Origin of the sequence: Variovorax sp. IB41, assembly GCF_016405905.1 — a bacterium.
In the GTDB taxonomy this organism is placed as follows: domain Bacteria; phylum Pseudomonadota; class Gammaproteobacteria; order Burkholderiales; family Burkholderiaceae_C; genus Variovorax.
On record NZ_JAEFCB010000015.1, the window covers coordinates 78,105 to 90,461 of the forward strand.

A 12,357-nucleotide genomic window follows, 5' to 3' on the forward strand; every position below is an offset into this window, starting at 1 on the left:
AATGGTTTAGTTCTGAATCATTTTAGCGATGTCCGATGGACCGGACTGTCACCGCATGAAACGCCCTACGACCGCGCGGGCCGGCCGTCCCAGGTCTGCGGCCCCACCCCGCGCTCGCGCAGCTTGAACTTCTGCACCTTGCCGTTCTCGGTGCGCGGCAGGTCGGCCAGCACGTCGATGTAGCGCGGCACCGCGAAGTAAGGCAGGCGGCCCTCGCAGAAGCGCGCAAGTTCGACCGGGTCGATGTGGGCACCTTCGCGGGCCACCAGCGCGGCCATCACCTCGTCCTCGGCGAGCTCGGAGCGCACCGGGTACACCGCGCACGAAGCCACGGCCGCATGGCTCAGCAGCACCTGCTCGACCTCGAACGAAGAGATGTTTTCGCCACGCCGGCGGATCGCATCCTTGATGCGGTCCACGAAGCGGAACGCGCCGTCCGCATCGCGCACCACGCGGTCGCCCGTGTGGAACCACAGGTTGCGCCATGCCTCGACCGTCTTCTCCGGCATGTTGAAGTAGCCGCTCGCAAAAGCGTAGGGCTCGTCCGCACGCAGCAGCAGTTCGCCGGCTTCGCCGGACGGCAGCGCCACGTCGTCCTCATCGGCCACGCAGGCCTGGAAGCCCGGCCGCAGCCAACCCATGACGCCGCCGCGTGGCGAATCGGGTGCGGTGGCGATCGCGAAGTTCGTTTCCGTCGAGCCGTAGCCCTCGAGCAGCGACACGCCTGTGCGCGTCTTGAACGCCTGCCCCGCCGCCGCTGGCACGCCCGGCCCGAGTCCGATGCGCACGCGGTGATCGCGCTCGCCTTCGCCCTCGGGCTGCGCGAGCAGGATCGGCACCATCGCGCCGAGCAGGTAGACCACGGTCGCGCCGCTCGCGCGCATCGAAGGCCAGAAGCCGGACGCCGAGAAGCGCGATTCGAAAACCACCTCGGCCCCGGTCAGCGCGGCCTGCGCGAAGGTGTTGAGCGCGTTGATGTGAAAGAGCGGCAGCGTCGTGCACAGCACGTCGTCGCGCCCGACACCGAGCACTTCGGCGCTGTTCACGCCCCACCAGAAATACTGCGCATGCGGGCAGATCACGCCCTTGGCCGGGCCGGTCGTGCCCGAGGTGTAGAGGATGGCGAGCGGATCGCCCGGCTGCACCGCGGCAGGCGCGATGGCCTCCGAGCCTTCCGGATAGTGCGAGACGCGCACGCCTGCGGGCGGCTCCCACGATGCAGCGTCCTCACCCACCACCCACACTTCGCGCAACGCGGTGCGCCCGAGATCGGCCGTCTTCAACCGCTCGAGAAAACCCGCTTCGATCACCAGCAATTTCGCCGCGCTGTTGGCCAGGAAGTATTCGATCTGCGGCCCCATCGACGCCGTGTTGACCGGCACCACCGACGCGCCCATCCATCCCGCGCCGAGAAAGGTCTCCAGAAACTCGATGCGGTTGCCGCACATCACCGCGATGCGATCGCCGCGCGCCACACCGGCCTGCGCCAGCGCACCGGCACGCACGGCTGCCGCCTCCGCTGCATCGCCGTGCGTCCACTGCCGCCCCGCGATGCGCAGCAGCGGGCGCGCGCCGAACTGCGCCGCCTGCCGCTGCAGCATCGCGGGCAGCGTGCGCTGCGCGGGCGGCAGTGCGCGCACCTCACTCGTCATCGTGCGTGCCTCCGCCGAGATAGGTCGCCTGCACGCGCGGATCGCTCGCCAGTTCGGCCGAGGCGCCCGAAAGCGCGATCTCGCCCGTCTCCAGCACATAGCCCTCGTCCGAGCTCTCAAGCGCAGCACGAGCGTTCTGCTCCACCAGCAGGATCGACACGCCGTCTTCGCGGAGCTTGCGCACGATGGTCAGGATGTCCCGCACGATCAGCGGCGCGAGGCCCAGGCTCGGCTCGTCGAGCATCAGGAGGCGCGGCGCCGACATCAGCGCGCGCCCCACCGCCAGCATCTGCCGCTCGCCGCCCGAGAGCGTATCGGCGCGCTGCGCACGGCGCTCGGCCAGCCGCGGGAAGCGGCCGTACACCGACTGCAGCTGCCGCTTCATTGCATCGCCGCGCAGCCGCTTGGCATAAGCGCCCAGCTGCAGGTTGTCGAGCACGGTGAGCTCGCCGAACAGCTCGCGCTTCTCGGGCACGAGGCACAGGCCCCGCTCCACGCGCGCCTCCACGTCGAGCCCTTGCAGGTCCTCGCCCTCGAAGCGCAGCGTGCCCTTGCATGGCAGCAAGCCCATGGCGGCGGCCAGCAGCGTGGTCTTGCCCGCGCCGTTCGGACCGATCACCGAGATGATCTGCCCAGGCTGCAAGTCGAGCGACACACCGCGCACCGCCTCGACCTGCCCGTACGACACATGCAGGTCACCGATCTCCAGCATCGCAGTCATACAACGCTCCCCAGGTACGCCGCCTGCACACGCTCGTCGGCGCGCACTGCCGACGGCACGCCCTCCACGAGCTTGGAGCCGAAGTTCATCACCACCAGACGGTCCACCAGTTTCATCACGAAGTCCATGTCGTGTTCGACGATCAGGATGGTCACGCCCTCCTCGCGGAGCTTGCGCAGCAGGTCGCCGAGCGCCATCTTTTCCTTGCGACGCAGGCCCGCCGCGGGCTCGTCGAGCACCAGCAGCACCGGGTCGGCGGCCAGCGCGCGCGCGATTTCCAGGATGCGCTGCGTGCCCAGCGGCAGGCTGCCCGCGAGCTCGTGCGCGCGGTCGCCCAGGCCAATGCGGTCGAGCTGGCGCTGCGCCTCCTGCAGGATCTGCATCTCCTCCTTGCGATCGAGCCTGAGGCCCGCCTTCAGGATGCCCGAGCGCGTGCGCGAATGCGCGCCCAGCGCCACGTTGTCCAGGAGGCTCATGCGCGGCCTGAGCTTCACGTGCTGGAAGGTGCGCGCCAGGCCCAGCCGCGCCACCTGCCGCTGCGGCATGCCGGCGATGTCGTGATCGAGAAAGCGCACCTGCCCCGAGGTCATCGGCAGCGTGCAGGTCAGCAGGTTGAACATGGTCGACTTGCCCGCGCCGTTGGGCCCGATCAGCCCGACGATCTCGCCGGCCTTCACGTCGAAGCTCACGTCATTCACCGCCACGAGACCGCCGAAGCGCTTGACCGCGCCATTCACCGACAGCACCTGCGTGCCGCGCGCCGGCAGTTGCCGGTGCGACAGCGGCTCGACCGCTGGGGCATCGTGGCGAGACACACCCTGCGTGCCGCCGTGCCGACGCGTCCAGCGCCGCAGCAAGCCCATCAACCCGCCGCGCGCGAAGTGCAGCAGCAGGATGAAGAGCGCGGCGAAGGCCACGGCCTCCAGCTGGCCCGCGCGCTGCGTGAGCATCGGCAGCACGTCCTGCAGGCCGTTCTTGAGCACCAGCACCAGCGCAGCGCCCACCAGCGCACCGGCCAATTGGCCCAGCCCGCCGGCCACGGCCATCAGCAGGTACTCGATGCTCGCGCGCACGTCGAAGGGCGATGGGCTCACGAAGCGGTTCATGTGCGCATAGAGCCAGCCGGCCAGCCCCGCGAAGAGCGCGGCCGTCACGAACAGCGTGAGCCGCACGCGGTACGCATCCGCCCCCACGCTCGCCAGCAGCGTCGCGCCGCCGCGCAGCCCGCGGATCGCGCGCCCCGGCCGCGACTGCAGCAGGTTGTGGCTGAAGAGGCACGCCAGCCCGACCACCAGCCAGATCAGGTAGTACATCGACCGCGGATCGGCCAGCGACCACCCCCCGACCTGCAGCGCCGGAATGTTCGACAGGCCCGTGTGCCGGCCGAGCGCATCGACGTTGCCGAACAGCATCGCGATCGACAGGCCCCACGCAATGGTGCTCAGCGGCAGGAAGTGCCCGCCGAGCCGCAGCGTGAGCATGCCGATGGCCAGCGCCGAAATGCCGGTGAGCAGCAACGCGAACAGGAGCCCGATCCACGGCGACATGCCTTGCGCCGTCGTGAGCCATGCCGTCGCGTAGGCCGCGATGCCCACGAAGGCCGCCTGCCCGAAGGAGGTTGCGCCACCCACGCCGGTGAGCAGCACCAGCCCGAGCGCCACCAGCGCACCGATGCCGATGTCGTTGAGGAGGGATACCGTGAAGCTGCCCGCCACCGCCGGCACGAGGGCCAGCACGACGACCACCACGGCGATCCACATCAAGCGTTTGCGGTTGCCGTTCATTGGTCCACCTCGTCTTCTTCCTCTTCCGAATGGGTCACCATGAACGACCGCAGCATCAGCACCGGGATGAGCAGGCTGAACACGATCACGTCTTTCAGCGCGCCGCTCCAGAAAGAGGCGAAGCTCTCCACCACGCCGACCGCGAGCGCGCCCACGGCCGTCATCGGGTAGCTCACGAGCCCGCCGATGATCGCGGCCACGAAGGCCTTCAGGCCGATGATGAAACCCGAGTCGTAGTACATGGTCGTCACCGGCGCGATCAGCACCCCGATGAGCCCGGCCAGCAGCGACGCGCAGCCATACGCCAGCAGCGCCGTGCGCACCGGCCGGATGCCCACCAGCCGCGCCCCGACGCGGTTCACCGCCGTCGCGCGCAGCGCCTTGCCAGCCACCGTGCGCTCGAACACGAGAAAGAACAGCCCGCTCAACACGATCGCCGCGCCCACCATCAGCACCACCTGGCCGCTGACCGTGAACCCGTCGCCGAGTGTGAACACCGCGCTCGTGAGCGGCGTGGTGCGCGAACCTTCAGGACCGAAGAACAAGAGGCCCAGGCCCGAGAGCAGGAAGTGCAGCGCGAGCGACACGATCAGCAGCACCAGCACCGACGCATCGGCGATCGGCTGGAACACCACGCGTGCGAGCAGCGGCGCGATCGGCACCACCAGAAGCACCGCCACTGCGATATGCACCGCCACCGGCACGCCCGGCCGCGCCGCGAGCCATGCGAGCACGCACGGAATCGCGGGCAGCACGCCCCACATCAGCACCGCCTTCGGAATGCGCGCGCCCTCGCCGCGCCGCAGCAGGCTGCCGATTTCCGTCGCCAGCGCCAGCACCGCGAGCACCGCCACCATGCCGATGGTCGCCGGCACGCGGCCGGTTTCGAAGGCCGCGAGCGACAGCGCCGCGAAGGCCGCGATGTCGCCGAACGGCACGAACACCACGCGCGTCACGGAAAAGATCAGCACCAGCCCGAGCCCGGCCAGCAAATAGACGGCACCGTTGGCCAGGCCATCGGTGATGAGGATCAGCGCGACGTCCCACGTCATAGGAAAACCTCAGGCATTGCTTTCATCTTTTGTCATCTCTTTTTCTTGTCTTCGTCGGGAACGAGGCGTCGATCAAGGTGCGAGCTTCCATTGGCCGTTGTCCAGCTTGACGATCACGCGGGCGCGCTCGTCCACGCCGTAGAGGCTGCCGGGCTTGAAGCTGTAGACGCCGTGCGTGCCCACCACTTCCTTGGTGCTGAAGATGGCATCGCGCAGCGCGACACGGAACTCGGCCGTTCCCGGCTCGGCCTTCTTCATGGCGCGCGAGGCGGCATCGGCGAACACCAGCCAGCCGTCAAAGGAATAGGCCGAGAAGGCATCGCTGGTCGGCGCGTTGTTGACCTTCTGGAACACCGCGCGGAACTCGGTCGCGATCTTCTTGGTCGGGTAGCTGTCGGGCAGTTGCTCGGCGACGATCACCGGGCCGGTGGGCATCAGCGCGTTCTGGCCCGCGGTGCCGACCACGCGCACGAAGTCGGGGTTGATCAGCCCGTGCTGGCCGTACACGCCGCCCTTGTAGCCGCGCTCCTGCAGCGCGAGGAAGGGCAGCGCGCCCGGCGTGCCGGCGCCGCCGGTCATCACCGCGTCGGGGCGCAGCGCCACGATCTTGAGCACCTGGCCGGTCACCGAGGCATCGGCGCGCGCATAGCGCTCGTTGCTCACCACCTTGATGCCCGCGCCGGGCGCGGCCTTCATGAGCGCGTCGTACACCAGGTCGCCCCACGCGTCGGTGAAGCCGATGTAGCCCACGGTCTTCACGTTGTTGCGCTTCATGCGCTCGACCACCGCGTCGATCATCAGCTGCGTGGGCTGGGCCACCGTCATGACCCACGGGTTCTCGTTCGGGTCGAGCAGGATGGGCGTCAAGCCGATCATCGGCGTCTTCGCATCGCGGCCGACCTGCGCCATCGCGATGGCCGCCGGCACGCCCGAAGTGCCCATGAGCACATCGACCTTCTCCTCCTCGACGAGCTTGCGCGCATTGCGCCCGGCGGTCGTCGGGTCGGAGCCGTCGTCCAGCACGATGAGCTGCACCTTGCGGCCGTTGATCTCGGGCTTGTAGGCGAGCGCCGCCTGCATGCCCTTCGCATAAGGCACGCCCAGCGAGGAGTTCGGCCCCGAGAGCGACACGCTCAGCCCGACCTTCAGGTCGGCCGCGAAAACGCTCGCAACGCCACAGGCGGTGAGCGCCGCGGCGAGGGCACCGCGCGTCAAGGTCAGCATCAGGCTCTTCATGTCGTAGCTCCAGTGAGGATGGTTGGAATGAACAGGTAACTCAGATGAACAACTGGATCGCCGGCAATGCGCGCCCGGCGTTGAGCAGGTCGATGCGCTTCTGGCGGATCGACCAGCCCGAGGGTGTAGCTGGCGAACGCACGAGGTGGTGGCGGGCCGTGCCGCTCAGAAGAATTTGCGATTCGCCACGCGCCTCGACGTAGAGGAACGGCGTACGCAGCCGCACCTCGTCGCCCGTCTCTTCCTCGATGCGCGACGGCTGCAGCACATGCTGGCTGTAGCTCGCGGGATGCTGCGAATGCGCGCGCGGGTTCTTCAGGCGATCGACGCGCAGCTGCAGCAGCAGCCGGTCTTCGTAGGCCAGCGAGTTGTGCGAGAACGGATCGGCCTGCGCCGCGCCGAGCAGCGGCACCCAGTAGTAGCCGTCATCGGCAAAGAGCGCGAGCCACTCGTCCAGGCGCCGCTCGTCGAGCAGCGCGGCCTCGTGGGCGATGAAGTCGCGGGGGTCGTTCATGCCGCGCCCTCCGATGCCATCGCCTTCGCCCAGGCGCGGAACTGGTTGCGCATGAGCAGTTCGTTAGTGCCGTTGGTGGTGATGGTCGATTGCGCGAGCTCGGCCGCATCGAAGTTGCGGTGCAGGCTCACCCATTCGTTGCCGCCGGCGCGCAGGCCCTGCTGGATGCTCTCGAAGAGGTGCACGTCGTCGTGCGCCACCACCGACATCGGCGAGAACACGAGCCGGTTGTAGCTCATCGCGCGCTCGAACAGCAGCGCGGGCGCACCGGCCGCGCGGAAGCTCCAGGCCTCGATCAGCGTGCGGTCAGCCGCGAGGGGGCGGATCACGCGAATGGCCTGCGGCGAGCCCTTCACCGACAGGCTCGGATACAAGACCGAGTTCTGCGGCGATCGCTGCAGGATGTCGGCCGCGCGCTCGGCGCCGTGCGCTGCCTGCATCGCGGCCTCGTATTCGGGCAGCTGCGCATAGTTGGAGTGGATGCTGAAGTTCACCCCGAGCACGCTGTGCCCGTTGGCGAAGACCCGCCCGCCCATCTTGTCGAAGAACTCGTAGCCCGAGCCGAAGGGCAGGATCTGCTCCATCGCCATCGGCTTGGGATCGGTGGGCGCGTGCCCCTCCCACAGCGCCTCGGCCGCCTTGGTGGCCGACTCGTGCGTGGACATCGGATGCACCGTGTCGTTGATGTTCTCCAGGTACATCTTCCAGTTGCAGTGGACGATGTTGCGCAGCACGCCGCCGCCCACGGTGAGCTTGCCTTGGGGCGAGCGATCGACCATGTTGTCGATGGCACCGAGCACCTCGCCGAAGTAGTCCTCGAACGCGGGGCCGGTGTCGGCCAGGCGCACGAACACGAAGTCGCGGTACACCTTCACATGCTTCACCACGGAAAGGCCCTGGCCCGATTCGCAGGCCTTGAGCTGCGTGCCCTCGTAGCCGTTCTTCAACGGCAGGCCCAGCGGCGCGCCGTCCAGCTTGTAGGTCCACGCGTGGTACGGGCAGCGAAAGAAGCGGCCGGTGTTGCCGCTCTCGTCGGTCACCAGCTGGGTGCCCTTGTGGGCGCAGCGGTTGTACATCACGTGCACCGCCCCGTCGGGCTGCCGCACCATCAGCAGCGGCCGACCCGCGACCTCCTGCGTCACGAAATCGCCAGCCTCGGGCACCTGGCTCGCATGGCCGAGGAAGACCCAGGTGTTGGCGAACAGGCGCTCCTGCTCGAGCGCGAAGATCTCTTCGCTCAGGTACAGGTCGCGGTGCACGCGGTCGTCCTGCACCAGGGCGGCGATGCGGTCGGGATGATGGCGGTAGCTGGTCATCGGCGGGCGCTCAGCTTCTTAAGGAACGAGCTTCCACTGGCCCTTGTTCATCTGCACGATCACCACGCCGCGCTGGTCGGAGCCGTAGCGGTCGTCGGGCTTGAAGGTGTAGATGCCGTGCGTGCCCACCAATTCCTTGGTGCTCACGATGGCGTCGCGCAGTGCCGTGCGGTATTGCGGTGTGCCCGGCTCGCCCTTGGTGCGCGAGGCGGCGTCGGCCAGCAGCAGGTAGGCGTCGTAGGTGTACGAGGAGAAGGCATCGGTGGGCACCGCGCCGTTCACCTTCTGGTACGCATTGCGAAAGCCCATCGACACCTTCTTGATGGGGTTGCTGTCAGGCAACTGGTCGGCCACGAGCACCGGGCCGCTCGGCACCTGCAGGCCCTCGATGGAGGCGCCGCCCACGCGCACGAAATCGGCGTTGATGAGCCCGTGCGTGCCGTAGATCTTGCCCTTGTAGCCGCGCTCGGCGAGCGCGATGTAGGGCAGCGCGCCGGGCGTTCCGGAGTTGCCCGCGAACACCGCATCGGGCCGGGCCGCGACGATCTTCAGGATCTGCCCCGCCACCGACGAATCGCTGCGCGCATAGCGCTCGTTCGCCACCACCTTGATGCCGGCCGTGGCCGCGCTCTTGACCAGCGAGTCGTAGGCCAGGTCGCCCAGCGCGTCGGAAAAACCGATGAAGGCCACCGTCTTCACGCCGGACTTCTGCATGCGGTCCACCACGCCCGCGACCATGAGCGGAAAGGGCTGCGACACCGTCACCGTCCACGCGCCCTCGGGGCCGGCGATGGTCACCGGCGTGGGCGAGATCAGCGGCGTGTTCAGCTCGCGCGCCACCGAGGCGATGGCCATCGCGCCCGGCACGCCCGAGGTGCCGATGAGCACATCGACCTTGTCTTCGGTCACCAGCTTGCGGGCGTTGCGGCCGGCGGTCGTGGGATCGGAGGCATCGTCGAGCACGATCAGCTGGACCTTGCGCCCGTCGATTTCCGGATGCTCGGCGATGGCTGCGCGAATGCCCTTTTCGTAGGGCACGCCCAGTGCGGCGACCGGGCCCGACAGCGAGCTGATGAAGCCGATCTTCAGGTCGGCCGCCATGGCCTGTGCAGTTGCCAGTGCGACGGCGGTGAGGCCGAGGATGCGGGCCAGTTTCTTTTTCATTGAGGGTGCTCCAGCGTGTGGCGTGTGTTGTTTGGGTTGTGGGCTCTGCATCAGGGGACCAGCTTCCACTGCCCCTTTTCCAGCTTCACGACCACGCGCGAGCGTTCGTCCGATCCGTAGCGATCGGTCGGCTTGAAGTTGTAGACGCTGTGCGTGCCCACCAGCTCCTTGGTGCTGACGATCGCGTCGCGCAGCGCAAGGCGGAACTGCGGCGTGCCGGGTTCGGCCTTGGTGGCGAGCGCGCGCTGGGCGGCATCCAGGTACAGCAGCCAGGCATCGAAGGTGTAGGCCGAGAAGGCATCGGTCGGGGGCGCGCCGTTGGCCTTCTGGTAGGCCGCGCGGAAGTCCATCGACACCTTGCGGATCGGGTTGTCATTGGGCAGCTGCTCGGCCACGATCACCGGGCCGGTGGGCGCGAGCAGCCCTTCGACAGCGGCACCGCCCACGCGCACGAAGTCGGGGTTGATGAGTGCGTGCATGCCGTAGATCTGGCCCTTGTAGCCGCGCTCCGCGAGCGCCAGGTACGGCAGCGCGCCGGGGGTGCCCGAGGTGCCGGTGATCACCGCATCGGGGCGCAGCGCCACGATCTTGAGCACCTGTCCGGTCACCGACGAATCGGCGCGCGCATAGCGCTCGTTCGACACGATCTTGATGCCCGCGGGCTCCGCGCTCTTTTGCAGCGCGTCGTACACCAGGTCGCCCCAGGCGTCGGAGAAGCCGATGTAGCCCACCGTCTTCACGCCCGACTTCTTCATGCGCTCGACCACCGCGCTCACCATGAGCGGCGCGGGCTGCGGCAGCGTGACCATCCATGCGCCCTCTTCGCCCGGCAGGTTCGCGTTGGCGATGGAGATGAGCGGCGTCTTCGTCTCGCGCGCCACGCCGGCGATGGCCAGCGCGCCAGGCGATCCCGCCGTGCCGATGATGACGTCGACCTTGTCCTCGTCGATCATCTTGCGGGCGTTGCGCGCGGCCGTGGTCGGGTCCGAGGCGTCGTCCAGCTGCACCAGCTGGATCTTGCGGCCGCCCAGGTCCGCCTTGTAGGCGAGCGCGGCCTTCATGCCCTTCTCGTAGGGAATGCCCAGCGACGACACCGGCCCCGAGAGCGACGTGATGAAGCCGACCTTGAGGTCGGCGGCCCAGGCGCCAGCGACGGCGCTCAGGGCGCCCAGGCCCACGGCGATGCCCGCGAGGGCACGGAATCGGTTCAGGACTTTCATGGCGATGCTCCAGAGGTTGTCAAAGGGACGATGAAAAGGAAAACGAGGCTGCTGCACCACTTCGAGGAACACCGCGGAACCGGCTTTGCCGGGCCGCAGGTGTTGCCCCCTGGAAGGGGGTTGGCGCAGCGACACGAAGTGCGCGAAGACTGGGGGTCATTTCAAAGCACCAGGCTGCCGACGCTCGTGCCGCCGCACACGTAGAGCACTTGGCCGGTGACGAAGCTGTTGTCCGCGTCGGCGAAGAAACGCACGGCGCGTGCCACGTCGGCCGATTCGCCCAGGCGCTTGACGGGCACGGAGGCCGCGAGCGCGCGTTCCTTCTCGCTGCCGGCTTCGACGACGTCGTAGAACATGTCGGTGCGAATGGGGCCGGGTGCGACCACGTTCACCGTGATGCCGTCCGCCGCCAGTTCCAGCGCCCAGGTGCGCGCCATGCCCAGCATGCCGGCCTTGGTCGCGGAATAGCTGGTGCGGGTCGCCAGGCCGAGCGCCGCGCGCGACGACAGCAGCACCACGCGGCCGAAGCGCTGCGCGCGCATCGCGGGCAACGCGCCCTGCACGAGCTGGATCGCGCAACCCAGGTGCAGGTCGACCAGCGCATCGAGGTCGTCGAGCTTCACCTCGGGCAACAAGGCGGCGCGGATGACGCCCGCGTTGTGAACGATGGTGGTCGGCGCAAAGCGTTCGACCAGTTCGCGCACCGCCTCGCCCGTGGCCGCGCGGTCGCTCAGATCGACCTCCAGGCTGTGCAGCTTCGGGTGATCGATCTCGGCCTTGCGGCGCGCGAGCGACACCACCTCGTAGCCCTGCGCGAGCAGGTCTTCGCAGATCGCCTTGCCGATGCCGGCGCTGCCGCCGGTGACGGCCGCGACCTTCGGCGTCATGCCTGCGCTCCCACGAGGGCGAGCACGCGCAGCGGGCTGCCGCTGCCCTTCTCGATCTTGAGCGGCGGGCAGATCAGCACCGCGCCCGCGGGCGGCAGCAGGTCGAGGTTGCTCAGGCACTGCAGGCCATAGCGCCCCGCGCCGTGCATGTAGTAGTGGCACGGATACGGCGGCCGCAGGTGATAGCCCTGCCCCGCATCGGTACCGATGGCCTCCGAGCCGAAGCCCAGCACGTCGCGCTGCTCCACCAGGAAGCGCACGGCCTCGGTGCTCGGGCCGGGCGTGTGCTGGCCGGTCTCGTCGAAGTTCTGGTAGGCCTCGGGGTCGCTGCGCTTGGACCAGTCGGTGCGCATCAGCACCCACGCGCCCTTCGGGATGCGGCCATGCGCGGCTTCGTAGCGCTCGATGTCGGCCACGCTCAGCAGGTAGTCGTCGTTGCCCTGCACATCGGCCGAGCAGTCGATCACGCAGGCCGGTGCCACGAAGTTCTGCACGGGGATGGTGTCCACCGAGTTGTTCGGCAGGTCGCGTCCGGAGATCCAGTGGATCGGCGCGTCGAAGTGCGTGCCGGTGTGCTCGCCGCAGGAGAAGTTGTTCCAGTACCAGCCCGGACCGCGCTCGTCGTACTTGGACACTTCCTCGATGCGGAAGGGCCAGCACTGCCCCATCTCGGGCGGCAGCGCGATCTGCGGGAATTCGGGCGTGAGCGTCTGCGTGAGGTCGATCACGCGGATGCGGCCGCTCGCCATGGCGGTCACGAGGCCGCCCAGGATGTCGGCGGCGGATAGGAGTTCTGTGGTTGTCGTCATCG

At 68.5% G+C, this 12,357-nt stretch carries 11 protein-coding genes; all 11 read right to left on the reverse strand.

Annotation, left to right across the window (positions count from 1 at the left end; genetic code table 11):
- Positions 1-65 precede the first annotated feature (65 nt).
- Positions 66-1,652 (reverse strand): ATP-dependent acyl-CoA ligase, encoded by a 1,587-nt coding sequence (locus JC881_RS23550; RefSeq protein ID WP_198788145.1) that lies wholly within the window; start codon positions 1,650-1,652, stop codon positions 66-68.
- Entirely contained in the window at positions 1,642-2,373 is a 732-nt protein-coding gene (locus JC881_RS23555; RefSeq protein WP_198788146.1) for an ABC transporter ATP-binding protein, read from the reverse strand. Before JC881_RS23555 ends, JC881_RS23550 begins: the two co-directional genes overlap by 11 nt.
- Positions 2,370-4,157, reverse strand: a complete 1,788-nt coding sequence (locus JC881_RS23560; RefSeq protein WP_198788147.1) for a branched-chain amino acid ABC transporter ATP-binding protein/permease — start codon at positions 4,155-4,157, stop codon at positions 2,370-2,372. Before JC881_RS23560 ends, JC881_RS23555 begins: the two co-directional genes overlap by 4 nt.
- Positions 4,154-5,209: a branched-chain amino acid ABC transporter permease gene (locus JC881_RS23565; protein WP_198788148.1), complete on the reverse strand. Its 1,056-nt coding sequence runs from the start codon at positions 5,207-5,209 to the stop codon at positions 4,154-4,156. The genes JC881_RS23560 and JC881_RS23565 overlap by 4 nt, the downstream gene beginning before the upstream one ends.
- A 72-nt stretch (positions 5,210-5,281) precedes the next feature.
- Positions 5,282-6,445, reverse strand: a complete 1,164-nt coding sequence (locus JC881_RS23570; RefSeq protein ID WP_198788149.1) for an ABC transporter substrate-binding protein — start codon at positions 6,443-6,445, stop codon at positions 5,282-5,284.
- Positions 6,446-6,485: 40 nt separating this feature from the next.
- Positions 6,486-6,959, reverse strand: a complete 474-nt coding sequence (locus tag JC881_RS23575; protein WP_198788150.1) for an aromatic-ring-hydroxylating dioxygenase subunit beta — start codon at positions 6,957-6,959, stop codon at positions 6,486-6,488.
- Positions 6,956-8,275 carry an aromatic ring-hydroxylating dioxygenase subunit alpha gene (locus JC881_RS23580; RefSeq protein WP_198788151.1) on the reverse strand — a complete coding sequence of 440 codons (1,320 nt, stop codon included), beginning with the start codon at positions 8,273-8,275 and terminating at the stop codon, positions 6,956-6,958. The genes JC881_RS23575 and JC881_RS23580 overlap by 4 nt, the downstream gene beginning before the upstream one ends.
- An 18-nt stretch (positions 8,276-8,293) precedes the next feature.
- A complete protein-coding gene (locus JC881_RS23585; RefSeq protein ID WP_198788152.1) occupies positions 8,294-9,439 on the reverse strand; it encodes an ABC transporter substrate-binding protein in 1,146 nt (381 codons plus the stop codon).
- Between the two features lie 50 nt (positions 9,440-9,489).
- Positions 9,490-10,659: an ABC transporter substrate-binding protein gene (locus JC881_RS23590; RefSeq protein WP_198788153.1), complete on the reverse strand. Its 1,170-nt coding sequence runs from the start codon at positions 10,657-10,659 to the stop codon at positions 9,490-9,492.
- 161 nt (positions 10,660-10,820) lie between these two features.
- Positions 10,821-11,546, reverse strand: a complete 726-nt coding sequence (locus tag JC881_RS23595; RefSeq protein WP_198788154.1) for an SDR family oxidoreductase — start codon at positions 11,544-11,546, stop codon at positions 10,821-10,823.
- Positions 11,543-12,355 (reverse strand): cyclase family protein, encoded by an 813-nt coding sequence (locus JC881_RS23600; RefSeq protein ID WP_198788155.1) that lies wholly within the window; start codon positions 12,353-12,355, stop codon positions 11,543-11,545. Before JC881_RS23600 ends, JC881_RS23595 begins: the two co-directional genes overlap by 4 nt.
- Positions 12,356-12,357 lie beyond the last annotated feature (2 nt).